Annotated in this window: 21 protein-coding genes; 6 read left to right on the forward strand and 15 right to left on the reverse strand. The window is 52.6% G+C overall.

Features of this window, described 5'->3' with window-relative positions; translation table 11 throughout:
- Window positions 1–229 precede the first annotated feature (229 nt).
- The 4 genes from ACF8D4_RS20285 to ACF8D4_RS20300 all read left to right on the forward strand — a co-directional run bounded on the left by ACF8D4_RS20285 (window position 230) and on the right by ACF8D4_RS20300 (window position 6,475).
- Window positions 230–694: a hypothetical protein gene (locus ACF8D4_RS20285; protein ID WP_096141968.1), complete on the forward strand. Its 465-nt coding sequence runs from the start codon at window positions 230–232 to the stop codon at window positions 692–694.
- A 143-nt stretch (window positions 695–837) separates the two neighbouring features.
- Complete coding sequence (locus ACF8D4_RS20290) at window positions 838–5,061, forward strand: hypothetical protein (RefSeq protein WP_335899314.1); 4,224 nt, start codon at window positions 838–840, stop codon at window positions 5,059–5,061.
- 1 nt (window position 5,062) lies between these two features.
- A complete protein-coding gene (locus ACF8D4_RS20295; RefSeq protein ID WP_392466974.1) occupies window positions 5,063–5,890 on the forward strand; it encodes a hypothetical protein in 828 nt (275 codons plus the stop codon).
- Between the two features lie 39 nt (window positions 5,891–5,929).
- A complete protein-coding gene (locus ACF8D4_RS20300; protein ID WP_208141278.1) occupies window positions 5,930–6,475 on the forward strand; it encodes a hypothetical protein in 546 nt (181 codons plus the stop codon).
- Between the two features lie 149 nt (window positions 6,476–6,624).
- On the opposite strand, the gene fdhE is transcribed toward ACF8D4_RS20300, so the two are convergent.
- The 5 genes from fdhE to ACF8D4_RS20325 form a co-directional block, all read right to left on the reverse strand.
- Window positions 6,625–7,524 (reverse strand): formate dehydrogenase accessory protein FdhE, encoded by a 900-nt coding sequence (gene fdhE, locus ACF8D4_RS20305; protein ID WP_392466977.1) that lies wholly within the window; start codon window positions 7,522–7,524, stop codon window positions 6,625–6,627.
- 2 nt (window positions 7,525–7,526) lie between these two features.
- Window positions 7,527–8,150: a formate dehydrogenase subunit gamma gene (locus ACF8D4_RS20310; protein WP_392466979.1), complete on the reverse strand. Its 624-nt coding sequence runs from the start codon at window positions 8,148–8,150 to the stop codon at window positions 7,527–7,529.
- Window positions 8,147–9,052, reverse strand: coding sequence for a formate dehydrogenase subunit beta (gene fdxH, locus ACF8D4_RS20315; RefSeq protein WP_144131916.1), 906 nt, complete (start codon window positions 9,050–9,052; stop codon window positions 8,147–8,149). Before fdxH ends, ACF8D4_RS20310 begins: the two co-directional genes overlap by 4 nt.
- 2 nt (window positions 9,053–9,054) lie before the next feature.
- Window positions 9,055–12,072 (reverse strand): formate dehydrogenase-N subunit alpha, encoded by a 3,018-nt coding sequence (fdnG, locus tag ACF8D4_RS20320; protein WP_392466981.1) that lies wholly within the window; start codon window positions 12,070–12,072, stop codon window positions 9,055–9,057.
- Between the two features lie 706 nt (window positions 12,073–12,778).
- Window positions 12,779–14,542 carry an alkaline phosphatase gene (locus ACF8D4_RS20325; protein WP_062793737.1) on the reverse strand — a complete coding sequence of 588 codons (1,764 nt, stop codon included), beginning with the start codon at window positions 14,540–14,542 and terminating at the stop codon, window positions 12,779–12,781.
- A gap of 247 nt (window positions 14,543–14,789) precedes the next feature.
- Between ACF8D4_RS20325 and ACF8D4_RS20330 the strand changes: the two genes are divergently transcribed.
- Window positions 14,790–15,209 (forward strand): HPP family protein, encoded by a 420-nt coding sequence (locus ACF8D4_RS20330; protein ID WP_025011287.1) that lies wholly within the window; start codon window positions 14,790–14,792, stop codon window positions 15,207–15,209.
- 109 nt (window positions 15,210–15,318) lie between these two features.
- Here ACF8D4_RS20330 and ACF8D4_RS20335 read toward each other — a convergent pair whose 3' ends face one another.
- From ACF8D4_RS20335 to ACF8D4_RS20380, 10 genes are all read right to left on the reverse strand, one after another.
- Window positions 15,319–15,603: a heavy-metal-associated domain-containing protein gene (locus tag ACF8D4_RS20335; protein ID WP_025011288.1), complete on the reverse strand. Its 285-nt coding sequence runs from the start codon at window positions 15,601–15,603 to the stop codon at window positions 15,319–15,321.
- Entirely contained in the window at window positions 15,600–15,917 is a 318-nt protein-coding gene (locus tag ACF8D4_RS20340; RefSeq protein WP_392467004.1) for a hypothetical protein, read from the reverse strand. The genes ACF8D4_RS20335 and ACF8D4_RS20340 overlap by 4 nt, the downstream gene beginning before the upstream one ends.
- Before the next feature lie 16 nt (window positions 15,918–15,933).
- Window positions 15,934–17,076, reverse strand: coding sequence for a transglutaminase-like domain-containing protein (locus tag ACF8D4_RS20345; protein ID WP_071237224.1), 1,143 nt, complete (start codon window positions 17,074–17,076; stop codon window positions 15,934–15,936).
- 274 nt (window positions 17,077–17,350) lie between these two features.
- Window positions 17,351–18,571: a hypothetical protein gene (locus ACF8D4_RS20350; RefSeq protein WP_025011290.1), complete on the reverse strand. Its 1,221-nt coding sequence runs from the start codon at window positions 18,569–18,571 to the stop codon at window positions 17,351–17,353.
- Window positions 18,568–19,218, reverse strand: coding sequence for a hypothetical protein (locus ACF8D4_RS20355; RefSeq protein WP_025011291.1), 651 nt, complete (start codon window positions 19,216–19,218; stop codon window positions 18,568–18,570). Before ACF8D4_RS20355 ends, ACF8D4_RS20350 begins: the two co-directional genes overlap by 4 nt.
- On the reverse strand, window positions 19,218–22,889 hold the full coding sequence (locus ACF8D4_RS20360) for an ATP-binding protein (RefSeq protein WP_392466986.1): 3,672 nt from the start codon (window positions 22,887–22,889) through the stop codon (window positions 19,218–19,220). Before ACF8D4_RS20360 ends, ACF8D4_RS20355 begins: the two co-directional genes overlap by 1 nt.
- A 173-nt stretch (window positions 22,890–23,062) precedes the next feature.
- Window positions 23,063–23,260 (reverse strand): YheV family putative zinc ribbon protein, encoded by a 198-nt coding sequence (locus tag ACF8D4_RS20365; protein WP_025890053.1) that lies wholly within the window; start codon window positions 23,258–23,260, stop codon window positions 23,063–23,065.
- Between the two features lie 438 nt (window positions 23,261–23,698).
- On the reverse strand, window positions 23,699–24,013 hold the full coding sequence (locus tag ACF8D4_RS20370; RefSeq protein ID WP_107110091.1) for a hypothetical protein: 315 nt from the start codon (window positions 24,011–24,013) through the stop codon (window positions 23,699–23,701).
- A 10-nt stretch (window positions 24,014–24,023) separates the two neighbouring features.
- Window positions 24,024–24,491 (reverse strand): SMI1/KNR4 family protein, encoded by a 468-nt coding sequence (locus tag ACF8D4_RS20375; protein WP_208128593.1) that lies wholly within the window; start codon window positions 24,489–24,491, stop codon window positions 24,024–24,026.
- Between the two features lie 217 nt (window positions 24,492–24,708).
- Complete coding sequence (locus ACF8D4_RS20380; RefSeq protein ID WP_145839657.1) at window positions 24,709–25,698, reverse strand: transposase; 990 nt, start codon at window positions 25,696–25,698, stop codon at window positions 24,709–24,711.
- 50 nt (window positions 25,699–25,748) lie between these two features.
- Here ACF8D4_RS20380 and ACF8D4_RS20385 point away from each other — a divergent pair, with 50 nt between their 5' ends.
- The gene (locus tag ACF8D4_RS20385) at window positions 25,749–26,051 is read left to right on the forward strand and encodes an endonuclease V (protein WP_392466991.1); all 303 of its coding nucleotides are present in this window, start codon (window positions 25,749–25,751) and stop codon (window positions 26,049–26,051) included.
- The last annotated feature ends 267 nt before the right edge of the window (window positions 26,052–26,318 follow it).

Raw genomic sequence — 26,318 nt, forward strand, 5'->3', positions numbered from 1 at the left:
ATGCATGCATCGGCAGGCTCTGTCACTGCGAGATGTTACCGGAAAACTCTGCTTCAGAGGAAATCGAGTAAACAATGGGCAACCTCAAAGATTTACCTTTGCAAACTTTGCAGTAAAGCAAGAGAGTGGGATAATCCCCGGCGGCCATTTCGCTGACAAGCCCAACCCAGGCAGGCTCAGCGGGATAAATCACAGGACAGGCCTCTAGGCCGCCATGACAGGGAAATATATGCAAGGTATTGCACAGTGGCAAAGCGCCCAACCCACCGACGAAGTACAACGCTATCTCAATCGACTCGACGACTATGACGCTCCTTATATGCTGATTATCCAGCTGAATACTGAGGTGGCCGCGTCAATCGAGATACTCAATACACTCATTACTGAATTTGAGCTCGACGCCGAATGTGTCGAAAAGCTCAGCGATTCAATGCTTTTCTTAGCGCTTGAGTATTTATCCGGCGACGATGAAGCCGGGCAGATACAGTCATTTGCCCGGGAGTTTCAGACCCGGCTCACAGCCCTTGGCATACTCAGCCACGGCGCCATAGTGCACCACAACTGTCTGGGCCAAGCAGAGCAGAGCTTTCGCGACTGTTTGTCACTGGTCAAACGAATCATTGACGATGCAGCAAACCAAAGCGAGCTGGCCATCATGGATTTCGGTGATAACAGCCCCAGGTTCATAAAGTAAAAACGACTCCAAATGGCGCTAGTGATAGGGGCAATCTCTCACACTTGCTGTCCCTTTTGTCCGGTTTATCAATGGACTTAGACCCTTTAGTGTAATCACGCCCGCAAGGCGGTGATGCAGTTACAACATCAAGAGACTAATCAATGGAACATTTCACGGAAGACAGCCGCAGCTTAGGCGGTGCGCTCAAGGATCACATTCTCAACCAGGATCTGGTGGCTATCAGCCAAATTGTCAGCACAGACAATGTCGATCACAGCCTGGTTCAGGACGGACTTCGCCAATGTAGGCCACTGGACTTTGTGCTGGAACAGGCCGATCCCAAGTTTGACAGAGTCGTCCAGCACCTATTAAAACTGGGCGCCGGTATTCGTCACTTGTTGGATAAAGAGCGTAAACCCAATCATCTGCTGCAACGAGCGCTGCGCTCGGCTGAGATGGTGCAGATGCTCAGCGAGCAAGAGGTTAATCTCAATATCCTGTGGCAGGGTGAATTTAACCTCTTGTCATTGGCCACCTGCCGCGGTGACTATCGTATGGTCAAGGCTGTGTTGGAACAGCAACTGCCGCTTTTGGATGATGAATGTTTCTTCTGGCACTGCTTCAGTCGTAACCCGGTGCTGGAGCAACAAACTGTGCAGTTACTGCTGTCTCACGGCATTGAATATCAAGGCAGTGAAGAGCGCGAATATTGTGATTCACTGCTGTTTCAGCTGTTCAACTCTCCCATGCCAGAACTGAAAATACTCTCCATTTTCAATATGTTAACTGAACAGCAATACGACTGTGACTTAGAGCGACGTTACTCTGGTAACACCTTGCTGGCGATGACGATAAAGAATGGTCAACGCCTATTGCTGACTCGCCTGGTAGAACTGGGAGCGGATATCAGCCACCATCAGCCGGAAGTGGCGCGCATGCTGCTGAACAAGGAGAAGCTGCAGTCCCGTCTGGTACTGGATGACAGCCTGGATCTGTTTTCTGCCGATGCCGCCGAGGTTGAGCGTTATCTGACAACCCAAGCAGATTTCACTGGCAAGTCGGTTATCGGCCCGATCCTGTGTCACACCAACCTGTCATCCAGCCAACGCTGCCGATTTGCCGAGTTGGCCATTGCCAAGGGCGCCGATGTCAACCAGGCATTCGCTTTCACCACGGCCGGTGGCACCGAACTCTTCTGCACGCCTCTTTATGCCTTGTGTTCCATGGAGCAGGACAGACTGGATGAAGTCGCCCTGTTGCTGCGCCACGGCGCCGTGGATCCCGTTGAGAATCGCAGTGCCCTGTTTCTGACTATCAGCCAGGCCAGGCTCGAACTGCTCAAGGTATTGTTGCAAGGTGGCATCAACCCCAACTTTGCTCTGCGCGGCGAGCCGGTGAATGAAAACTGCCGTATGGATGATGAAATGTGGGTAAGCCATTTCTATCCAAGCCATCTCAGGGTTAAGCCCAACCCGGCACAAAAGCGTGCCATGTTCAGCATGCTGCAGGAGGCAGGGCTCAGCAGCCTGCTGCAGACAGATTCCGCATGGACCGCTCTGGATATCGCCTTGCTTCGCAGAGATCATGAGTTTGTGCAGCAGATGCTGGGCGAAGGTTTCCAGCCGCCCTTGAGCCCAAATACCCTTAACTGGGCGTTCGAATACTGCAGTGACCTGGCCACGCTGGAAACCTTAATTGCCTTGAGTGATACCCAGGTTGAAGTCACAGAGGAGATGGTCTCAGGTTATTTCCACTGTTTCGCCAACAAACCGGAGGAAACCTCTCAGGATCGCGAAGCCATTTTTGAACTCTTGCTGCGTCTGGGATTGGATCTGCAACGGCAATATGACGGAGGTTCACTGCTGGAGCTGGCGATACGCACCCGCAACGAGCCTGTAATACGGCGCCTGTTGCAGCTGAGACAGCAATTCCAGATCCCGGCCGATGCGGTCGCCTGGGCGATACACTCACTGCAAAGTCCACAACTTGTGGGCGATATCGTTGCCCTGTTCCCGGATTTTGAACTGGCCGATGTGCATCAGAGCTTCTCCGGCAACCACAAAGCCCCGGCAACGGCAATTACCCTGGCACTGCATAAGAAACGCTGGTCTTTGGCGCAATATCTGTTGCAACGTTTCCCGACTATGCGCGCCTGGACCGAGGTGCGTTGGCTGACCGAAGATGTACTGTGGGAGCTTGAAGAGGACGGCCTGGAACTATTCCGGCTTCTGATAGAGCGCGAACAGGATCTGGATCGCCTCTGTTTGGATGGCAATGATGCCTGTCGTTGGAGCCTGTTGTATTTCCTCTGTTTTCGCTACGCCAAGCTCAAACAACACAAACAACTCTATCTCAGTGCGGTGGAAATTCTGCTGGAGGCGGGAGCCGCTGTGGATCAGCCCTACTCCCTGGATGTGGAGCGCACGCCAACCAAACCGGATATCACCCATATTTTCTCCTGCATTCTCTACGATGCGGAAAACGACTTTGAATACTGCCGCCCCATGTTTGATCTGCTGATCGACTATGGTGTCGACCCGACAGTGCCCGTGGGACAGTTCCACGAATCCGGGGTGATGAGCACGGTTCAGAGATATCATTCTATTATCAACGAAGAAACCAGTCTCAAGTTTGTCCGCTATCTGTGGCAAAGAACCGGATTCAACATCCATGAAGTCAACAATCTGGGCAATAACCTGATCTTTGCCGCCGCCATGCCGGGACGCCCGGAACTGCTGCGCTGGTTTGCCGAGCACGGTGCTGACATTCATCATGTCGGCGGCTTCGATCATTCCAATGCCATGCACAAATGTTTGTCCAACTATTCGGACATCAATCCAATCGATCGCGCCAAGACTGTGGCTGCCCTGTTGGATCTCGGAATGGACATAGAGGTACTGGATCCGGATCCCGACTCCAGGGCAACGCCGCTGATGACGGCCTGCACCTTTGGTATTCAATCCTGTATCGACCTTTTGTTGAGCCGCGGGGCCAATATCAATGCTGTCTCGCCTTTGGGCGACACCCCACTGCTGGCGGCCATCACCAGCCAGTACTGTTACGATGCCCACTCTTCTGTCGAAGCCAGCAAGAAGGGGCTGGTCACTCAACTGGTGCAACAGGGAGCCAAGATCAATCAACTGACGCCCGGGCGTAGCCATCCCTTGCTCGAGGCCGCCTTCGCCGATCGCCCCGGGATCTTCGAGTGTTTGCTGGAACTGGGGGCCGATCCCTGGATGCTGGATCCGAATCTCAAGTCTGAATCCTCGGGCAGCATAGGCTTTGTCAAACCGCAAACCCCGGATGCCGATGGCATGAATCCATTGGGCTTTCTGTTGATGCATGGTGAAAAGGCCAGACAATATCTGCAAATAATTGCCCGTTACTATGGTGATGACGTCATAGTCTCGGCGATTGCAGACCTTGAAGCCATGCGGCCACCGGTTTGCCCGGCGCAGGCAGCGGCCAAACTGGCGGAGCTTCAGCAGCCAAAACCACAGCCATCTCAAACACCTCAGGCGCCGGGCGCCGAAATTGAGCCAAGTGTTACCTTTAAAGATAACGAAACCCGGCTCAAATTCCGTCGCATCATCCGCCAATCGGTTACCTTGCAGGGTATCAGCGTTAGTCTGGATCTGGCATTTGAGGAAACCCGCGCCCTGGGCGCGGCCATAGAGGCCCAGTGCCCTGGTGCCAATATGAATAACCCCGTCAACTGGCAACGCTTTATCTGTGCCGTGTTCAATCAAAGAGCACCTGAGCTGGCGCAAGCGCTGCAGGCCAAGGATGATGAAGGTCTATGTGTCTTCGAGGTAGAGCCCGCCAAGGTATCAAGCCTGACTCAGATGCAGGCCTTGGGGCAGTTGTTCCGAGAACTGTTTGCCACCCCGAGAGCTGTGCTGGGCGCCCTCGAGGAAGTACAGCATGAGATTGAATGGCAAGCCGCCAGCGCCGCAACTTCAGCCGAGGACAAGACCACAGAAGATTCTGCACAAGCCCCTGATGAGGCCGTACCATTGGATCTTCGCGATCTGTACCAGATCATGGCCAACTTCGGTTTTGTCAACGTGATCTTCAAGCTGGACTCGACCACTATGAAACAGCTGGCCGCCAGCGTGCAAAGCCTGCTGCCACTGGAGATGAACGCCGAAGACTGGAGCAGGATCATCCAGGCCATCTGCCAAAGCCAATTTGGCGAGCAGACAGATCTCATCTCCTTTGAGGCCATAGGCAACTACTTCCGGGTGGTGCTTGAGGATGAACCTGGGGTCAAACATGAGCTGGTGAAAAACTTCCGTCAACTGCTGCGGCAACTGTTCCACACAGAGCAGAGCTTCATGCAACAGGTAATGGCCGTACGTCAGCATCTACCGACCGAGGCCTGACTTGAAGGCCATCAACTGGCTGCTGTATGCCCTGCTGATATTGCTTAGCCTGCCGGTAGTTGCACGCTACTACTTGCCGGCCAAACTGGCAGGGCTCAAGGCAGCCTGGGTTTGTCGGCGCCATTTCGGCGCTGACCTCAGAGTGAGTGACTGCCGCCCCTTTTCTGTCGGCGGCGAGTTGGTGCCCCGTAAGGGGCGCTACAATCTGGAGCTCTACAGCCAAACTCTGGGTGAATACCTGAATCTGTACCAGCTTAAACGCGAAGAGATATCGGTTGAGCGCTTGTCGCAGGCGCTGGCAAAGCAGCGGCAGCAGGCCCAAGCCGAGCGGGCGAGGCTCAAAGAGCTGTCCGATCTGCTCGGCGGTCCCCTGTGGCTGTTTCGTCATCTTCGTGCCAACGAGCTCCACCAGCAGCAACTCTTGCTGGTGATGCCACCGGAAGACCGCGAGACCCTGACGCCTTGGCTGCAACGCTTGACCCGTCTACTGCTGGATAACCCGGATTGCTGTGCTTATTTGATCCCCAAGGAGCGGCAAGCCAACTTGGCAAGCGAGTTGGCGCCGACCTTGCTGCCTGAGCGGCTCGGGGACAATGTCCGCCTCAAGTTAGGCCTCAAGGAGCGCAAATTAAATTCGGCTCTGGCGCCATATCAACTGTTTGAGGCGCGGGCTAGCCTCAAAATTTATCGACCAAGGAAGTTTGGCAAGTTGCAGCCGGAAACACAGGGCATAGTGCCTCAAACACTGTCTTTGGACAGCGAGCTTCTGAGCCGGGCCTTTCCCTCACTGATCTTCAGGCCACTGTCGCAAAGCCGCCAAGAAAATTGAATTTAACCATCAATAACTTACACCAACCAAGAGGGACCTATGCCTACAACCTTTATGTCCAGTCACAGACTGGGCAATGAAGCTTGCCCCGAAGATTTGGCCTTCCTGCTTAAACATTGCCGAGACTGGCTTGAAAGCGAGCTGTTCGTCCGCTTTCCTGAAGATGAAGATTGGGCACCGTGGGAGGATACCAGTTACCTGAATGAAGATGACTGGGCCGACCCCGAAATAGCCGCCAACGTTAAAGCCATTAGTGATACCTGCAAGCACATCGCCTTTGTGGCCGAACTGCCCGATGGTGAGTACCTGGGTTACTGGCGCGGTGAAGCCAAGCGCCCGATAGCCGAGAGCCCGCTGGTCAAATACAGCAATGACGGCTGCTTCAGCCTCTGGGGCACGAGTATGCTGCAGGCATTGCATTTCGACATGGAAGAAGCACTCTTGGATGAACTGCGGGAAATCGCCGAGCGGGCAGGATGGCAACTGAGCCAGGCCCACTTGAGCGACTACTGCGAGAGCGAAGCGCCGGACAGCCCGGATGAGTTCCATCAGGCCAGATATCAATTCCATCGGCAGCATCCCTGAGCAGGGAAACAACCTTCTGAGCCGGCAGGCGTCAAAGAGCAAGAACTAAAAAAACAAGGACAGCCCTGAGCTGTTGTGTCTCAGCCCTGAGCCGTCCTTGTTGCTATGAGCTTAGTTCGCGTTTTTAGCCATTCACACCAATAACCAAACTAATCAGAGAGCTCATCTGCCAGTAAAAACGGATTTACCGTAGTAGCATGAAAGCCTTTTGCGTTTAACTTGGCATCCAAAGCCATAGAGGCAATATCGTCCGCAACCACATCCATCCTGGGATCTAGGTTCATAAACAGCATCTTGCTGTAGCCGTGGCAATCATCGCAGCTTTCAATGCGAACCGGCGTCTGATATTTGTCAAACGACCACAAACTCATCTCTTTTGCTTGATTGCAACTGCTGCAATGCGCCCGAATAAAATGCCATTGTGTTTCACACAAACTACAGTGCAAATAACGCAGGCCTTCACGGGGTTTATCAACCACCACACTGGCTACCGGATGGCTGCCACACACAGGACACATGGATTGCTGTTTAATCTCAGTGGTATCCATACGGCTGGCTACGGCCGCTGCCCAATGACTCCAATAAACAGATAACGCAGCCCACAAAAACAAGCGGTATTCTGCCGGTACCTGGCTGAATCGGCTATCCAACAGGCTGCCCGCCCACTGTTGCAGTTGCTCGGGTGTTTGACGCATCAACTGCCGTATCACTTGCGCCACATTGGCAGGCACAGTATCCAGCAGTTCACTGAGCAGTTGTTGCAACAGTGCTATCCAGTAGCCATTTTTCTGGATCCCGCGCAGTGGCATAGTGGCGCCGATGTCGATATCCGGTGCCGGCCCCATTAGGGTGTCGCATAGCTTATGCTGCACCAACACCATGGAGCGACACAGCGCCAAATAATCTTCCAGCGAAGAATCCTTGGCAAGCTCGGCCAAGCGCTCCGCGCGGCGTAGGTAAACCTCTTTGGGATCGGCCGTGATCAGCACTTTCAAAGCCAAAGGGGAGCTGTCGGTAAAACTTGATGGGATCTCGCCGGCAAGGCTCATGGTCAGTTATCCTCGTGTTCGTTCAACATGGCAGGATGGTGTTTGCGGGCCCAGGCCTTCGACACTTTGCCGTACAACATGCCAGTGATAGAACCTTCAATCCAACAAGCCATCCATACATGCACCACCAAGGCTATAAGCATCAGGATGCCGCAGGCCGAGTGGATCAAGGTGGCCCAGTTCACCGCTTCGGCAGAGAATATAGGAGCAAAGTAGGGCTGCCACATCATGAAGCCGGTGACGATAAACGCCAACACGAAAACCACAAACGAGCGGAACAACATCTTTTGGCCAGGGTTGTAATGACCAACTGGAGGAATGTTTTCCTCTTTCTGAAGCAAAACCCACACAATGGCCTTCATCCACGGCAGATCATACCGGTTCCATTTGTTGTGGTTGTAGTAGCGCAGCAGCATCACTGCCAGCAGCACACACATAGCTATGCCAAAGAAGGGATGCATCACTTTCGCCAGTTGTGGCGTACCCACTATGCCACTCAGCCACTGAAACGATGGAAAGAAGAAGGCAAACCCGGTCAGGAAGGTGACCAGGCCCACAAAGACAATGACCCAATGGCAGATCCGGTCAATGAGCTTATGACGAACAATCATCGGCTGGTTACTCATTGTTTTTCCTCCTCTGCTTCGGTGACAGGCTCTGCATATCCGGGCTGATCTTCCTCAACGATATTGCGACCCACGGTAATCCTGTGCAGCAAGGCAATACCCGCTGTGGCCAACAGGCCGGCAGCGCCCAAAGGCTTCAACCAGTCCTGGCGGATTTCGGTTGCAACCGGTACCCGGGGTTCTATCGGCATGCCATAGGTTTCCGGCTTATTGATATTGTGCAGAATCATCATGTAGTGACTGCCGCCAACCCCTTCAGGGTTGTACAGGCCCGCGTTGGCATAACCCCGCTCTTTCAACTGTGCGACCCGCTTTTCTGCGTAGAACAACATGTCTTCGCGGGTTCCAAATCGCAGAGCCCCTGTGGTACAGGTCTTCACGCATGACGGCTCCAAACCCACAGCGAGCCGGTCTGAACACAGAGTACACTTATAGGCCTTGTTATCCTTTGCGCTCACTTTGGGCACATTGAATGGACAAGCGCTGGCACAATAACCACAGCCGATACACTTGTCAGAATCAAAGTCCACAGTGCCGTTGGCGTGTTGCACTATGGCCCCGGCGGTTGAGCAAGCTTTTAAACAAGCCGGGTCGGCACAATGCATACAGGCGGTATGGGTAAACTGCCAACGCAGTTGGTTGTCATCCACAACTTCGTGATATTGCATTATGTTCCAGCTGTCCGGAGACAGAGTCATAGGATTCTGGTAACTGCCCTGGAAAGTACCAACCTCTTCACGCAGGTCGTTCCACTCTGAACAGGCAACCTGACAAGCCTTACAGCCGGTACATTTGGTCGCGTCAAACAGCTTGGTCACTTGTTGTACCGCGCCGATGCGGGCATGAGCGGCCGGAGTGATATCTGCAGTACCCGAGCGGCGAATAATATCCTGAGAAGCCATAATCAAAAGCCCTCCGCTTTAGAAATATTCACAAGGAATGCTTTATATTCAGGAGTTTGCGTATTGGCATCCCCCACTGCAGAAGTCAGCTCATTGACGATATAGCTCTTTTGCGTCAGCGCTTCATAACTGCCATGGCGTGGAATACCTATGGTGTGCACAGCTTTACCTTGTACCATCATGGGTTGCAGACGCTTGGTCACATAAGCCTTGGTGATGATATGGGATCGTTTGGAGGTCACTTTCACCCAATCCCCATTGGCAATGCCCTTCTTAGCCGCCAGGGTTTCATCGATTTCGATAAAGTGTTGTGGCTGGGTAATGGCCGCCAAACGGCAGTGAGTCGTCCAGTTGTTGAAGTGCTCTGTCATTGAGTAGGTTGTGCCTACATATGGGAACTCTTCATTGGTCCCGAAGGTTTCACGCATTCCCTGGAACATACGGGCCACTGGGTTGTTGGTGACCTTGGGATGCAAGGGGTTGCTCGCCAGCGGTGATTCAAAGGGTTCATAGTGTTCAGGGAAAGGACCATCTTTCAAATCGCGCAGTGCAAACAAGTGCCCCACCCCATCGGCCTGCATGATGAATGGGTGTGCCGAATCCTGAGCATTCAACTTGGCATTGAAGTCAGGCACATCTATGCCTTGCCACTTACCGTCTTTGTACTCGAGCAATACGCGGCTGGGATCCCTTGGCTTTCCTTGCACATCGCATGAAGCACGGTTGTACAGAATGCGGCGGTTGGCAGGCCATGCAAATGACCAGTTGGGCGTTATCCCCTTACCCGATGGGTCACTGTTGTCGCGGCGGGCCATCATGTTGCCCTGCTCTGTCCACTGACCTGAGTAGATCCAGATACCGCAGGACGTTGAGCCGTCGGCTTTCAATTCAGTGAAGCTGTTCAGCAGCTTGCCGGTTTTAAGATCGTAGCCGTTCATCTCTTTCGCCAGCTCTTCCGAACTTGGCTCATGTTCGATGGCATAATCCCACTTGATTGCTGCAATTGGCTCGGGCAAACGGCCGCCTTCTTCACGATACAAGCGTTTCAGTTCCAGCATGATGCCGGAGAGAATGGCAGGATCCGACAGGGCTTCTCCCGGTGGATTGGCACCTTTAAAGTGCCATTGCAGCCAACGGCTGGAATTGGCAATAGAGCCGCTTTCTTCAGCAAAACAGGTGGTTGGCAGACGGAATACTTCGGTTTGAATATTGGCGGTATCAACATCGTTGAACTGCCCCGCATTACGCCAGAAAGTTGAAGTTTCATTCGCCAAGGCATCCAGAATGACCAGAAACTTCAGGTTTGATAAACCTTTGGATACTTTCTGTTTATCTGGTTGAGAGTTCAGGGTATTGATACCTTGAATAAAGTACCCATTCACTTCACCGTGAACCATCATGTCTATCTGTTTGTTGATATCGTACTGTTGATCCCATTTGGGCAACCAGTCATAGCCATAATCGTTTTCAGCCGTGGCGTAATCGCCGTAGAAAGATTTCAGCAGCGACACAGTAAAGGCCGGGTAGTTATGCCAGTAATTGGTTGAATTGGGACGCAGCGGTTTGGGCGTGTAATGGTTCAAGTAGGCTTCAAGATTAATATCCTGATCCTGTGGCAGTTTCAGATAACCAGGCAGACCTTGGCACAGCAACGCCAAGTCAGTAGCCCCCTGCACGTTTGAGTGACCACGCAGCGCATTGACCCCACCGCCCATGATCCCCATGTTACCCAACAGCAACTGGATCATCGCCATGGTACGAATGTTCTGCGCGCCGACACTGTGTTGCGTCCAGCCCAGCGCATACAGGAAGGTGGCCGCTTTGTTGTCGACATGGGTAGCCCCAAGCTGTTTGCATACATCCAAATAGGCTTCTTTGGGGGTACCTGTGATATTCGAAACCGTATCAGGGTCGTAGCGTTCAACGTGCTTTTTCAACAGGTTCAACACACAGCGGGGATGCTGCATGCTTGGATCGACTTTAGCGTAGCCTTCATCATCCAATTCATAGAACCAGGAAGACTTGTCATAGGTGTTGGCCGTTTCATCAAAACCACTGAATAGCCCCTCGTTGAAGTCAAAGTCTTCACGCACGATAAACGAGGCATTGGTATAGGCTTTAACATACTCAAGGTTGATTTGATTGGTGCTGAGCAGATAACGGATGACCCCGAGCAAGAAGGTGATGTCTGTACCTGATCGCAATGGAGCATAGGTATCGGCCACAGCAGCGCTGCGGTTAAAGCGAGGGTCCACCACAATCAAGCGCGCATTATTGTGCTCCATCGCCTCGGTTACCCAACCAAAGCCAACCGGATGTGCTTCAGCCGCATTTCCCCCCATGACAATCGCCAGATCGGTATTTTTCATATCGGCCCAGTGGTTGGTCATGGCTCCGCGGCCAAAGGTCGGTGCCATGGCGGCCGGTGTCGGCGCATGGCATACCCTGGCAATGTTATCCAGGCCCAGCATGCCTATGGCACGACCAAATTTATGGGTCATGAAGCAACCTTCGTTGGCCTGTGCCGATGAGGTCATCATCCCCAGACTGGTCAAACGGTTTACAGTTTGGCCCTTGGCGTTTTTCTCAACCAGGTTCGCGTCACGCTCATCCTTGACCAAGCGAGCGATGCGTTTAAACGCTTCCTCCCAACTGATACGTTGCCATTTATCACTGCCGGGAGCCCTGACTTCAGGGTATTTCAGTCGATGAGGACTGTTCACGTAATCCACCAACCCGGCCCCCTTGGGACACAAGGCACCGCGATTGATTGGGTTATCGGCATCACCTTCGATGTGGAAGATGTGCTGCTCGGCATTCTTGCCATTACTGCTTTGGCTGTACATCAACAAGCCACAACCTACTGAACAATAGCAGCAGTTATTGCGCGTCTCTTTCGCCCTGAGCAGTTTGAATTGTCTGACCGCAGCAAATGCCTTTTCAGACATCAATCCCAGTGCAGAGATTGCAGATGTTGCAGCTCCGGCAGCACAGAGTTTGAAAAACTGTCGTCTGTTCATTGTCATTTCACACACTCTCTTGTTATGTGCAATTTCCAACTGCGGCATGGGTGCCACAGACTCGAGTCAGGTAAAGTCCTTACTCACAGCAGGAGTATCCTAAGAAATTACAATAAATAACAAATACAGACATGTGATCAACAACACACTATCGCGGCCACAGAAATTAAAACCAAAATTAATTTATGAAAAAGAATTAAAAACCAAAGGCCAATTTAAAAACACAAATCAACAGGATTTAGCTCCAAATAGCCATTGGTCAAATTGTCTGGTCAAAATGACCATAATGTATAACTTTGATAGTGAAGCAATTAATTAGCGTGACATACATCACCAATTAATCAATATAGAGTCTGTTAATAGAGCTAAATCAGCAAAAGCTTATTTGTGACCTATTTCTCACTTCAAGGATCTTTAATTTCACTAGAGAGGGGAAATTCGCATCAAACAGCAGAGAACTGCTAATTAAGCACATGGTGATACTTGGTAAATTGGCTGGCAAAAAAGCACTGATAAATGAACCTGGCAGACTGAAAATATTTAAAGATTCTGGCCATATTTTGAATCGAAAAAGGACAGTTCTTGGACTGTCCTTTTTTCAGGTATGACTTTAAGTTTTCGTTTGGCACCTATTTCAAACCCAACTCATCCAAAAAGGTGCAAACGCCTCAGGCATGTCTGAAACTATCTATACCTGAAGCACTTGTCAGCCAAGCAAGATCCCCGGCTTTCCATCCAAAGAACGGGCAATGGCACGGCGCCCCTCCGCTTCAGTGAAATCTTTGCTCAGAATGCTGTCCACATAGAACCACTCGCTGACCACCTCTTCGCTGCTGAAGGTCAGCGTCATATAACCCCGGTTCAACAGATTGGCGTATTTAAGGTCATCCACCAGCCCTACAACGGCCGCCTCTGTCGCCGGGATCTGCTCTGAAGGCAGGTTGAGGTAGTACTCAAGCCCAGGGGAGGAAACCGAACTGGTGGCAAACTCAACCCCAACCATGTTGCCGTCTTTGTCCTTGAGATCATTGGCCCAGGCATTGTGGGTATCACCGGCAATCACCACCAGGTTTTTACCCGAGGCCCGGGCAGTGGCCAGCACGACTTCACGCTCATAGGCATAGCCATCCCAGGCATCCAGGTTGTAGGGGATCGATGGCAGTTGCAAAAGTGCCAGCACTTCCGGCGTCAGTTTGGCCTGGTTGGCCGCCAGATAGGTCAGTTCCGCTTGGGTCAGTGTCGGATCGCCGGCCTGAGCGCGAGCCGCCAGCTGCGCCAATGCCGCCAACTCGGCAAACTGCGGAATAGACAGCTGCTGAGTGGCTATCGCCGCCGGCAACATCATCCGCCCCATCAGTATCTGCTGCCCCAAAAGCTGCCACTTGGCGCTGGATTGCAACAGTTTTCCCTGCAACCAGAGCAGTTGGGTCTGGCCCAGAAGCGTACGCTGAGTGTCGGTCACGTCGGCGAGAAACTGCTGATCATTGAAAGCGCCGGTAGCCGGATCCAGATAGTTGCCATAGTCCAACTGTTTGTCACGGGCCAACACCCGGGTATCCAGCATATGCAGATCCAGCAGATCGCCGAAGCTGAAACTGCGATAGATCTCTTCATGATTGCCCTCGCGCCATGGGCGGATAGGCAGCCATTCGAAGTAAGCCTGCAATGCCGCCTGTTTACGGGCGTCGAAGTCCCCTTCCCCTTGGTTATGGTTTTCGGCACCATCCTTCCAGGTGTCGTTGGCCACTTCGTGATCGTCCCAGACGGTAATAAACGGCAGCTTGGCGTGCAGCTTCTGCAAACTGGCATCGCCGCGATACTGGCCATAGCGGGTACGGTAATCGCTCAAGGACAGCAACTCTCCCGCGGGTAGTACCTCACGGCCCAGCTCGGCGGCATGTTCACTGGCATAACCACCACGGCCATACTCATAGATATAGTCGCCCAAGTGCAGCATGGCGTCGAGATCGTCCCGCTGCGCCGCCAGTTCATAGACATTGAAGTAACCGGCCGGGAAATTGGCGCAGGACATAACCGCCAGTTTGACCGAATCGACCGCGCCCTCGGGCAGGGTCTTGGTCATACCGACTGTGGATGTCTTGTCACCCGTCATAAAACGATAGAAGTAGCGGCTGCCGCTCTCCAGCCCTATGGCATCGACTTTAACCGTGTAGTCACGCTCGGCATTGGTCACCATTTCACCTGTGGTCACCAAGTCGCTGAAGGCACCATCACGGGACACCTGCCAGGATACTCTGACATCCCCCGCCGTTTGCGGCGTTACCCGGGTCCAGATAATCACGGCATCCTGAGTGGGATCACCGCTGGCGACACCATGAAGAAAATCGGCGGCGACAGTATTGTCATCATTGTCACTGGAGCAGCCCATCAGGCCATATGAAAGTACGGCAGCACCAACACCTTTGGCTGAGAGGGCAAGAAAGTCACGACGGGAGAAGTTGCGGGTCATTGTTATTATTCCTTTAAAAACGCTTCATAATGCTGGTATGAGGTCGGATGTCCAGATTGTGAAGTCAAACTATTACACAATTGTGACAACCAGGTAAACATCTGTTGATATTCAAACAAATTCAGTCGGTTAAACAAAATGACGTCCGCTTTAGGCCAAGGCACTTGCAGCCCGCGGTAACAGGGGGCAAAATGCCTTACAGGACAGAGAATTAGCCCTCTCAGGGCTCAGGTGAAGGAACAAGACAATGAAAGTCAAAGACATCATGAGTACCCAGGTGGTGTGTATCAGTGACGGCGCCAGCGTCAAGGACGCCCACCAACTGATGCATTCCCGGGGCGTGCGCCATCTGCCGGTGATATCAGAAGCCAGCGGCACTCTGGTAGGGATACTCACTCATAAAAAGATGATTGCCACTGTAGTCAATCTGCTGACCCGCTACGGTCAGGGGGCGCTGGAACGAAAAGAACGCGGTACCCTGATAGCCGATCTGATTGAAACCGACTTTGAACCACTCAAGGCCGATGCACCTCTGACCCAAGTGGTGGATTATTTTATCGCCAACAAGCATGGCTGCCTGCCTGTGGTGGACGAGCACAACAAGGTGCAGGGCATAGTCACCTCTTCTGACTTTGTCAAACTGTGCCGAGCGTTGCTCAAGGCTTGAACCCATCAAAAAAGCGTGCTTAGAGCACGCTTTTTTGGACAGAGCTTTTGCTTTTGGCGCAAGCTGAACCTATTGAATGAACCGGGTCTTAGGTCTTAATTCTTAGTCCTTAGGCCTCTGGCTCTATCTTATTGATACTGCCCTTATAGCCGGTTTCATCCACCGCCTTTATCAGCGCATCCATATCAAAACCTTCAGGCACTATCACTCTGGCCTGCTGGGTCTTGAGCGAGGACTTGGCCTTAATCACGCCCTCTGTCTTGCGCAGCGCCTTGTTGATTACCGTGACACACAAAGGGCAGGTCATGCCTTTGACATCCAGGGTGACCACCAGATTCCCCGCCCAGGCAAACGGCGTGCACAGCAGCAGTAAAACCAGTAACAAGCTTCTCATTCAAACACCTCTAACAGCCAAGGTAATACAAAAGGGTAAAGCTGAAACGCCAATACCACAGGCACAGCCAGCCAGTAGAGCAGCAACATTCTGGTGCGGCTCATGGTCGCGGTGCACAGAGGCCTTTTGGAAAAATACAAATGCCAAAAGCCCAGCAGGATCAACAGAGTCGACAGCGCCAGCATGGGCACTTGCAGCCAGCCCAACTGTTCAACACCCGACAGCGAGGCTGCCGATACTCCAAACACCAGATAGATCAGCGGCCCAATACAGCACAGACTGGAGGCGACAGCGGCAACAACGGCTGCTGCCAGTGTCGCCAAAAAACCCTTAGAGCTGTTCTGTTGACTGGAAATCATAGGCGAAAACTTTAGGGTCATAGTAGTTCACAGGATCGCCATCCACTTCGGCATAAGGATAGCCAAAGTTGTTCAGCGGCGTCTGCTCGGCCATGGGCGCCAGATCAAAGTCACGACCGAAGTTGAAACCAACCCAGTTCATTTCCCAGTTACCGAACAGATAATCGTTGACCGCCTGCACATCGGGATCCTGGTGTTGCTTGTTCTCGGTCAAACGCATCTTGGTCACATCCGCAGGGTCGGCCGGCAACCAGCCGTACCCCGCCAGATAGAACATGGCACGGCAGTGCTGACCACCACTGACCTTGGCCAGGCCGTTGGCATCACTGCTGCCGAATGCTTTCTTGGAGTATTTGCCCATCTTAATAGCCTGTCCAACACGGATCCCGAACATCTCCCGGGCAGGTATGCCGGCGGCGCGAGCCAAGGCCACAAATACCGAGTTGATATCAGTACACTTGCCACCCAGTTTGCCGCTCTCGAGAATAGTGGCCACATCACCCGTACCGCAACCGATAACATCGTTGTCGCGGAACATATTGGCGCTGACCCAGTTGTAGATGAGGCGGGCCTTTTTCAGCGGGTCGGTTTCCTTGCCAACAATCTTGTCTGAAGTCTGCTTCACTATGCCATCAATGGGCATATGCTTGGTGGGCAGCAGATAGCGCTCCACATCCACCGGATACTGGATGGTTTTTGGGGCGCGATAGTGTTCGAGTTCACCGTTTTTCAGCGGTTCCCAGTCGAGGGTTTCCAGCTCCATGACCAACTGCAGCTCCATCTTGCCTTTGGCATCAGGCCAGGTGGCAAACAGAGTCTTGGCACCATAGCTGTTATCGGCAGTGATATAGGCGTCCTGGAAATTGCCTTTGAAGTTCAGCTTGCGTAGCTGCTGAAACTGGGTGTCTTCCACCAGCGGGATCCACAACTTGACCACGCCCTCTGAGCCCTCGGGTGCGATCAGTTGGTAATCTTGAGTCAGAGTGAAATGTCTGCGGCCGTCGGCGGAATAATGCTCGACGGCCTTGGTCTTCGATGTGGCCGCCATCACAGGGCTGATGATACCGGCCGTCGACAAAATAGCCGCAGTTTTTAAAAAATTGCGTCTTTGCATTATTCGATTCCTTACGTTTGATTAACAGACGAGTCAATGAGGTGCCCGCTGGCGGGCCGAAGCATTATAAGTGGCGACCCCTGGCACCGCAACAAAGCCGCAGACACAGGGTCAGAGCAGCCAGAGTCGCCAGCAAGGTGGAATAGTAAGAAAAATTAACAAGTTTGCGAGACAAAACAACCATATTGGTCATCTTGTCTCGCCTTACGTTTACCAATGTAAAGCTGGTATGGCAGACGGAAAAACCGGCGCCGGATCACATTCTTACCTGGGCTTATCTCAGCCCCACTTCCACGTCGCGGATAATGAAGTTACCCGAATAAAGCGGATGGGGTTCACCCAAAGGCTCCAGGGCAAAGAAGCGTTTGTGCTCTTCACTGAGCCCCTCGAAGCCACCTATCACCTGATAGAGCCAGCTTTCCGGATCCCAGGACAGCTGTTGCTGCTGCAGATATTCCAGCGCCGAAGTGTTGCGGCCCGAGTCAATGACGGCGCAGAAGTACTCATCTACCGCCTCTTTGAGCGGGTTATCAGGAATATCAAAGTCTTCCTGAGGATTAACCGCAACCGGCACATCGTGCTCCTGCAACCTCTTGGGCAGATGGTCACGACTGATGGCCTTGATACGGGCCACCATCTCCATCAGTTGCAGTTCCTGACCGCTGTTGTTCACATCCACAGATGCCGGTGCCAGCAAGGCCTCAGCATGATTGAACAGCACAGGCACCTGCTTGTGCGCCACATGGTCGGCCACCTGGTAGTCTGGGTGCAAATCTGTATACAGCAACCAGCCTTTGAGCAAACGGGTACGACCGCGGATCTGCCTGAAGCGTCCCAGCAATTCCAGTAGACGCCCCTGCACCACGCTCAGCTCCTGGGTGCAATCACTGAGAGTGTCCTGCAACATGGTCACCAGCAGGCGGCGCAGCTCACGGATATCACCGGCAATTTCGCCAAGCTCGGTAAACTCAAACAGCTCCAGGCCGTTAAGCAGTTCCGATACCTGGCTCTGGGCCAGCTCGTTTTCACGGATCTTGGCGTTAATTGAGCCCACATAACCGAACTCATTATTGATCCGGCCCCAGAGCACACGAATGGAGTAACGCAGGCTCTCGGTGAAGCTGAATACGTGTTCGGTCAAGTCCGCCAGATAGGCCTCGGCGGCGCTGTAATCCACACTGGCACGCGCCTCACGGTAGTGATTGGCCAAGGTCTTGATGGTGGCCAGGGCCGAACCGACGTTGGCGTTGATCTGGCGGTTACGCTCATCCTTGAGGCCCTCTTCCAGCAGGGCCCTGACATTACGCGACAACCTAAGCGGTTCGTCCGGCTCGGGACGCCAGAGAATACCGTTGTCGGTAAGCTTCTTCAGCAGCGCGGGTTCCTGCCGGGTCTCGTCCAAGCTACCGGAAAGATAGGCGTCCATCACCAGTTCGGCGTTACGCCCAAGCAGCCTCAGCAGCTTGACCCCGGCCTGATGCAGGTTGCTGCTCATATCAGATCCCTCTGGGTGGCGGTTTCAGCCTGAGCCTCCAGACTGAGGCCCTCGGTTTCATCGATAAAGCGGATCACTTCGTAGAGGTAATCCAGCTTGCCGGTGGCGATATAGATCTGTTTTTCCGGATTCGGCCGCACCAGATAACCCAGCTCCTGCAAACGCTTGAAAACCAGTTTGATCTGACCATCGACACTGCTTGAGCTGGAGCCGAACAAGCGATACTGGCTCAGCTTGGCCAGTTGCTCGCGAAACGCCGGCGTATCCTCAATGCGGCTTTGCAATTCGGTAAGCCGCACCGCCGCGCCTTCGGTCAGGGGCGCGTCCTGGCCGCTGGCTTCCTGCACCAACACCAGCCATTCCACCATGGGGATCAACGCCTGGCAGATATCGCGAAACTGCGCCGAAATCACTTTGCGCTCGTCCTCTCCCAACTGCAGATAACCGCAGAAGAAGACTTCTCCCTCGGCGGCCTGGGCCACAGTGCGGTTGATTTGGTTGAGATAGGCCTCGACTCTGTCACGGGTGGCCGGGCTCTTGAGTGAGCGCCAACCTTCCTCATCCGTGGTGCGGCAGATAAATTCACCCTTGAGCAGACGTTCAATCAGGGCACCTGAGCCGACGATAGTGCTTTGCAGTTCGCTCATTACACCGCCTCCTTGGCCAAGAGCTCAGAGAGCTTTTGCGCTATGGGATCGACCTTGGGTTTAACCACCTGCAGTCGCTTGGTCTGCTTGTTGATGATGTAGCGGTTGGCAAACAAATTCAGTACCTCGGACTCAGGGTTGGGGAAAGCACCCAACACGCTGATATTGTTGTTTTCACAGGCATCGAAGATCTTCTTCACGTTAGCGTGGTGCAAGGTGCCCAGCTCATCAATCGGCCAGTGCACAGTGACATCCGCCTTGCCCCGCAGCAAGCGGGTAAAGGCCAGCAGAAACTTACAAAGAATCAGATAAGCCATACCATGACTGGATGACTCGTTGAGCTGACGGTCGGTGCGGATCACCAGATCCGAGTTGCCCTCCTTGAGGCGCAGCTCAATCTCCAGCAACTTGGCGATGCCGCCGGTCAGGGCCGAGCGGCCTATAATATCCAGGGCCCGGCGCATGCTGTTGGTATAGTGCTCATCCGGCAGGCCGGTGAAGCCTTCGGCCTTCCAGGCACGGAACGCCTTGACGAACAGCTCCAGCTCAGGCCAGAACTCCAGTTCGCTGATCCGCGAGCGGATCCTGACCGCAGATTCAGAGACGCCATCGAGGAACAGCTCCTCCCCGACTTCGCGGGTAATACGGGCGCTCTGGGAGGCAATACGGCGGTCGATATCGGCCAAGACATCGTAGAAGGCGGTCAGGTCGACACCGAAGATTCGGCCCTGTTCACGCAGCGCGGTAATCGACTGCGGCACCATCACATTGAGCAACTGGGCCAAATGCGGCACCAACTTGCGGTAATCCAGCAGGCGTATGCCCTTGTCATTGACAGAGCTGGACTCTTCACGGGCCTTTTCCCAGAACTCGGATAGGCTGGAGCCTGACTTGCTGGCAATCACCTGATCGAAATGATCCACATACTGCCTGACCGAACCCAGCAGATGCTCCCGCTTGAGCAACAGCTCCTCGCCCTGACGCAGACGTTCACCCAGGCTGCCCTGAGGCTCTTCATCGTTGCGCGGCAATTTCAGCTCGGCCAGCTTACGCAGCAAGGCGCGCAACTTGGTGAGGTTTTCCGAGGCCTCTACCTGAGCGGCATCAGACTGGCGCCTTTGTTGCTCAAGTTGCTGGCGGGCATGTTTGACTTCGTTAGCCTTGCTCTTCAGCTGCTGATCCAGCTCGGAGGCGGCGCGCTTGACTTCGCCCAAGTCGGTCACCAACTTGGGTTTACGCACCAGCCAGGTATGCTGATACCAGTCGTCATAGCGCAGCACTTCACTGCGGCGCTGCTCGGCGGCGGCAATGGCACCTTCCAACTCACGGATCTCCCGCTTGAGGGCGAGAATTTTGTCTTCATCCACCCCGCGGGACTTAAGCTCGTTCTTGTACCACTGCTCGCAGGCTTTTTGCTCCTCTTTGGCACGACTGCGACGCTGATTGATGCTCTCTTTGAGCTGTTCCAGATGCTGCTCCAGCGCGCCGACCACTTCCTGCCAGTAGGCGTTCTTTTCCATTCTGGCATCCAGCGCCTGCTCTTTGAGCTCCTCCAGCCATTCCAGGTGCTGGTTGCGCAGCTGCTTCATCTCCTGATCCAGCAGCGTCAGGCGTTTACCGGCCTGTGCCTTACGCTCAGCCAACGCCTTATTGATCTGCTCCTGCACAGTGCGGCGCTCCTCGAACAGACGGCGCAAATCGTCACGCAAATTCTTGTATGCCGTGCGGGCAAAGGTCAGCTCGCGGCTGAGTTTATCCAGCGCTTCGTTGGCCTGCACCAGGCGCTCTTCCGCTTCTTCCTGCAGCCCATAGGCGTTTTGAAGGGCATCTTCGGCCTTGGCCAGCTTGGCCCTCAGCTCAGGCTCTGAACTGGCGTATTCGGGGATCTCCAGCGCCTTGAGATCCAATGAGATCCCGAAAAAGCTGTCACTTTCGACGCCGACATTGGGGTGCAAGTCAGTGCGGTGCAGCAAGTCGGGATGTACCACCTTACCCAGGTGCTGCTCCCAACCCGGCACCTCTTTACGCAGGAACTCCAGCAAGGTGTGGGACTGGGGGAACAGCATGTGTTTGAGATCGTCCAGATCGCCCTGGCGCTCCGTGACTCTGAGCGCGGCAATTCTGAGTGATTCGCTGGCCTGATCCCTGAGTGAGCGCTGCTTGCGCTCTTCGCTCATCAGCCGCTCCACCTTGGCGTTGGCAGCCTCCTGCTCGGCATCGGCACGGTCGATACGCTCGTCGAACACCGCCAGGCTGAGTTTCTCCTCCTCGGTATAAGTCACACTGTCGACCTGCAGCTTGAGCTCGGCCGCATTGAGCTTGAGTTGGTACTCCTGCTCCTGGAACTTGGCCTTGCCGTTTTCCTGCTGCTCACGGAATTCGGCATCGAGGCGTGCCAAGTCTTCCCGGGCCACTTCACGCTGCTTGTCGCGGGCCTCGCGTTGCTTATCCAGCTCCTGCTGCAGCTTTTCCAGCTCCTTGTTGAGCTGTTCGCCAATCTTGCTGCGGCGGGCGTTATAGGCGGCTTCTATGTCCTGGTGCTTCTCTGTCTGAAGCTTGTGTCTTTCGCTGAGGTTATCAAGATCGCTACGCCACAGCGGCAGCTGTTCCAGATTGGCCTTGGCCTGTTCGATATCGGCATCAAGAAACGCCGCATGCTGGTTTTCGATGGCGTCGAGTTCATACTCCAGCTTGGCGACATCGCCCTTGGCGGCAGACAGCTCCTGGTTAAGCTCGTCGCGCTGCTCTTTCCACTCATCGTCCAATGCCTTGAGACGGAAGTTCAGCTCCCGCGACAGGGTCTGATTTTGCTCCTGACGCTGGGCTTCCAGCACTTCGTCATTGCGATAACCCTTGGCCAGGCTGCCAAGACGCAGTTCGGCCGACAGCAGCTCGTTGAACTCCTGCTCCAACTTGTCAAATTCGGGACGGATCTGCTCAAATCCGGCGATCAGCTGGCTCTCGCGGATCCAGGCCTCGACTCGTTGTGGATTGAGCCTTGATGCCGGCGGGTTAACGCCATCCTCTTCCAAAATGGCGGCGATCATCGACTTGACCGTTTCCATTTTGCCTTCTTTGGAATGCACCGCCTTGGCCAGTTTTTCAATATGGCGCAGTGAATGGTCGGCCTCGCACAGAGAGAACAAACGGGCATAGCTGCGCAGCTCAGTGCGGCTGGTGCCTGTGTTGAGCAAGGTGCGGTCATTCTGGATGATGGCGCGAAACTCTCGGGTATTCAAAAGCTTGGTATGGTTCACTCCGGCGCGTTTCATCTCGCGGCCCAGTTCGGCCATGGTATGGCACAAAATAGTGTCGCCGTTTTGGGACTTGATATAGTCTTCCAGTTCAAATCCCTTGGCGATAAAGCGATAGTTGACCCCTTTGCCATCGCCGGCCGAGGCCAGCACCGCCTGATACAGCAAGCCATCACTCTTTTGGTATTCGTAAATGATATAGCTGGATTCTCTGGGCAGATACCAGCGCTCGAAGCTGTCACGGGTCGAAGGCACGACCCGGCTGGGGTATTCACCATAAAACACAGGCACCAGACGCTGCAGCGTGGTCTTACCCGAGGCGTTGGTACCACAGATATTGGTATGGCCATCGAGCTTCAGTTCCACCACGCCCGGCAGATGGGTGTCGATCAGCACTATTCGAATCAAGCTTGGCATATAAATCCTTATGCAGACAGCAAGCACCAAACGGCCAGAGGCCCCGGCACTCGCGGCAACAGGCGGGCAAACCGCCTCAATACAGCAAAACCCTTAAATTAATGGAAAGACCCACCCTTGGCAATTGAAGGGCCGGTAAAGAAAGCGGGATCCGCTGCGGGTTTCAAAGAATATTATTCAGGTTTGAACAGGCCTATCACTTCACCTGTCGCCTTATGGCTGACCTTGTCATCGGTCTGCTGCTCGCGGTAATCACACTCGACACACTCGACCGTTTCTATGCCGTTCTCCTTGAACAGCACTATGCTGTCCTGAGCCTGACATTTGGGGCATTTGGCACCGGCCACAAAGCGTTTCTTGATCCTGTTCATCTTCTGAGTCTAGTTGATAAGCAATGGCGCTATTTTGCCATATCTGTGGCCGCTGTGGCGCATTTTAAACAGCATTACGGCAATGTTTGCGCCAAGGCGCTGGAAAAGCGGGGGATCCCTGTGCCGGATGATGACGTTAGCAAAACAGGCCTGCTGGCTTTGTCTTAGCCATGCGCAGTTACTGTTCAAGGGTAAAACTCGGTACAGTTTCGTTTCCTGCCAATAGAACCACACATTCTTCTGAGCCTATCTATTAGGGATGAAGTGGGATTAACTGTTAATGATATAGAATCGTGACCGCCCCATGGACACATTACTTGATGGGAAATCAATTCTTGCAGATGAACGGCTAGCTCAAATTTAATCTGACAGGCATCGATGAAAACGAGTAGTTGTCAGATCAAAGTAGTTGTCAGCTCAAGTCGCGACTAATACATTTTATGACACGGCATCTGGGAAATTTTGATCAACAAACGATATTGCAAACTCGTTAGGATCAACAGACATTCCCTGCGCCTTAGCTTGGTCTAAATACTTTGACCAAAAATCCTTTATCTGTCCTGGCAGCGATTCCGGGAACTCCATTTGGGCATTCACTATATCTAGCCAACTTCCATTCATTTTATATACGCTGGATAACTTTGGCTCCATATTGGCTAGTGTTTCTCGCTGGTTATCATCAAGCTGATCGATACAGTTGAGAACATAACACTCAAGAAGCCTAAGGAACGGTTTACCGGTATATCTGTCCATTACAACTCCATTAAATAAAATCCGGGTTCATAATTAAACCATCCAGAAATTCTGAGAAGCTATTTGAAAGCTTTAGCCTAGCCCCGCCTTCATCATGAAGGTAAAGCCACACAGATGATGTTTCATCTGCCAAATTCAAATAGAATTGATTTCCTCCAGCATCTCTTCCGATCGGCAATTTCTTTGCTCCCAAGACACTAGCCCAACTCGACAGCATATCTTTCACCGTATCTACATATGGATTACCAACAGAGTAAAACCAATCAACATCAAAACGGTTTTCGCTATTATCATCACCGACAACATTGAAACAACCAATTTCAGGATGGCCGCCATCTGCCTTTGAAATAAACTGAATATAATCAGATGGTATCTCGCTACCAACTAAACTAGCCAACTCTTCAAACAATGATTTTTCACCAGAAAACTCCGGCGACTTAACTCCATTAATATTGATATTTAGTCTCTCAAAGTTCATTTAAATAAGATATATAGGACATCCTAAACACTTTCTGAGCTATAAGGAAAAGGAAAAGCTCACTGCAGGGTGTCAGTCTCTGATAAATAACGACGGATTTTTGGAAATGAGACTCTCTGAGATGAGTAATCTGCGTGCTTCATACAAAAACTGCGGTTGCCAGGCAGGCCAACGGCAGGCTTAAGCCTGTTGCTGCAACATCACCAACGGATTAAGGTTAATGGGGATGTATTGCTTGGCTTTGTTGCTTACCCCGGCACCACTTACCGCCATATTTGGCCTTCATGGCACACATGGCATCCCATCGGCCACTCATGCCACTGTACTGACGGCGAAACTCCTTGGCGGAAGTTATCCAGGCATCGTCACTGATACCAAGCTCAAGCAGTAGTTTGGGCCTGGAACAGGCAATAAAGCCACGCTTGTCTTCCCGCACCGCCCGGCCTGTCCAATCAATCAGCTCCAGATAGTCGGCAAAGTGAAACGGAATGCCGCTTTGTTCGGTGGCAGTGGCTGCACCATCAAATTGCAGCAGAGGCTTAAGTGAAGTGTTGGCAGTTGCTGGCTCAGCAACTTCTTCTATGCGCTCCTGAATGGATGTGTAATCAGAAGTTTGCAGCGAATCTGCAATACCGGCGCGAATGGGATTTAAATCCACATACATCATGCAGGCCAGCAGCGCCTGTTCATCGAGCAACGCCTGCGACTTAAAACGTCCTTCCCAGAATACGCCCTTGCAGCCATCTTCACGATTGGCCTTGCGGGCGATATCTTCGTTTAAACAGCGCATAAACCAACTGATACTGCCAAGGCGTTCCTGCCAATCACCAATCAGCGTATCCAACAGTATTCGCTCACCGTCTGAGAGACTATCGCCCTTGAGGAACTTTGCCGCCACAGGATTGCCACTAAAGAGCAATGTCCAACGCTCAATGACTTCAAATGGTGACAACGCTTGTTGTGCAGCAAGGTCGATTTTGAGCACCAAATGGTAGTGATTACTCATAACCGCATAAGCGCAAACGTCGATGCAGAATATTGACGACAACTGCCTGATTTTATCCACTATCCAGCCACGTCTATGTTCGTAACTGCGCCCCGACAGTGCATCTTCACCACACAAAAATGCCCTTCTCACGCAACGGTTAATCACGTGGTAAAAGGGCGTACTTTCAGCATCTATCAACTGACGACGGGCGGTGGTCATAACCAACCTCGACTGAGCTTTGATGGGTATTTCAAAGCCTAGTCAAGACTGTGCGAAACATCAAAAAGATATGGCTGTCCTGTATTCTTTGTAAAACACGATTACTCGGCGAACATCAAGATCCAAGTCCAATAAGAGGGGCTATTGCACCTCTAATGGATCACAATGAAGTAATTGGTAATGTGTTGAGAACTCAGACAAGGATCAATCCTATCTACGTTTCAATTGGTCACCGTATTTCATTATCAACTGCTTGTGATTGGATTCTGAAGCTTTCACCTAAATATCGTTTACCAGAAACGACTAGGCAAGCAGATCAACTTGTGAATGCCAGCCTTAACCGGTTAAGATAAAATCACCTCACCATTGAATTCAACATAACAGTTCGGCCTGTTTTTTTAAAAGCTCTTAATGATTCAACCTCAACAGAAATTGATTAAAAAATCAACTTGTCAATATTTTCATGCGATAAAATATTACTAATATCCTCTGAAGAAATAGCTGCAAAAAATCAAGCCACCTATCACTTAATCTTCTTTCTGTTTGCATTCAAGCACAGCTAAGTGATTTGAACACACCTGAGGTAGAAAGATATCGTTGTAGTAGTTAACACCGTGCCA

This window comes from Shewanella sp. YQ_9, assembly GCF_043103185.1.
Classification (GTDB): Bacteria; Pseudomonadota; Gammaproteobacteria; order Enterobacterales; family Shewanellaceae; genus Shewanella; species Shewanella algae.

What these genes read in the sequence shown, in the direction of transcription:
- ACF8D4_RS20285 (WP_096141968.1), top strand. Translation starts at nt 230, where the DNA reads ATGCAAGGTATTGCACAGTGGCAAAGCGCCCAACCCACCGACGAAGTA.
- ACF8D4_RS20290 (WP_335899314.1), top strand. Translation starts at nt 838, where the DNA reads ATGGAACATTTCACGGAAGACAGCCGCAGCTTAGGCGGTGCGCTCAAG.
- ACF8D4_RS20300 (WP_208141278.1), top strand. Translation starts at nt 5,930, where the DNA reads ATGCCTACAACCTTTATGTCCAGTCACAGACTGGGCAATGAAGCTTGC.
- fdhE (WP_392466977.1), bottom strand. Translation starts at nt 7,524, where the DNA reads ATGAGCCTTGCCGGCGAGATCCCATCAAGTTTTACCGACAGCTCCCCT.
- ACF8D4_RS20310 (WP_392466979.1), bottom strand. Translation starts at nt 8,150, where the DNA reads ATGAGTAACCAGCCGATGATTGTTCGTCATAAGCTCATTGACCGGATC.
- fdxH (WP_144131916.1), bottom strand. Translation starts at nt 9,052, where the DNA reads ATGGCTTCTCAGGATATTATTCGCCGCTCGGGTACTGCAGATATCACT.
- fdnG (WP_392466981.1), bottom strand. Translation starts at nt 12,072, where the DNA reads ATGAACAGACGACAGTTTTTCAAACTCTGTGCTGCCGGAGCTGCAACA.
- ACF8D4_RS20325 (WP_062793737.1), bottom strand. Translation starts at nt 14,542, where the DNA reads ATGACCCGCAACTTCTCCCGTCGTGACTTTCTTGCCCTCTCAGCCAAA.
- ACF8D4_RS20330 (WP_025011287.1), top strand. Translation starts at nt 14,790, where the DNA reads ATGAAAGTCAAAGACATCATGAGTACCCAGGTGGTGTGTATCAGTGAC.
- ACF8D4_RS20335 (WP_025011288.1), bottom strand. Translation starts at nt 15,603, where the DNA reads ATGAGAAGCTTGTTACTGGTTTTACTGCTGCTGTGCACGCCGTTTGCC.
- ACF8D4_RS20345 (WP_071237224.1), bottom strand. Translation starts at nt 17,076, where the DNA reads ATGCAAAGACGCAATTTTTTAAAAACTGCGGCTATTTTGTCGACGGCC.
- ACF8D4_RS20350 (WP_025011290.1), bottom strand. Translation starts at nt 18,571, where the DNA reads ATGAGCAGCAACCTGCATCAGGCCGGGGTCAAGCTGCTGAGGCTGCTT.
- ACF8D4_RS20355 (WP_025011291.1), bottom strand. Translation starts at nt 19,218, where the DNA reads ATGAGCGAACTGCAAAGCACTATCGTCGGCTCAGGTGCCCTGATTGAA.
- ACF8D4_RS20360 (WP_392466986.1), bottom strand. Translation starts at nt 22,889, where the DNA reads ATGCCAAGCTTGATTCGAATAGTGCTGATCGACACCCATCTGCCGGGC.
- ACF8D4_RS20365 (WP_025890053.1), bottom strand. Translation starts at nt 23,260, where the DNA reads ATGAACAGGATCAAGAAACGCTTTGTGGCCGGTGCCAAATGCCCCAAA.
- ACF8D4_RS20370 (WP_107110091.1), bottom strand. Translation starts at nt 24,013, where the DNA reads ATGGACAGATATACCGGTAAACCGTTCCTTAGGCTTCTTGAGTGTTAT.
- ACF8D4_RS20375 (WP_208128593.1), bottom strand. Translation starts at nt 24,491, where the DNA reads ATGAACTTTGAGAGACTAAATATCAATATTAATGGAGTTAAGTCGCCG.
- ACF8D4_RS20380 (WP_145839657.1), bottom strand. Translation starts at nt 25,698, where the DNA reads ATGACCACCGCCCGTCGTCAGTTGATAGATGCTGAAAGTACGCCCTTT.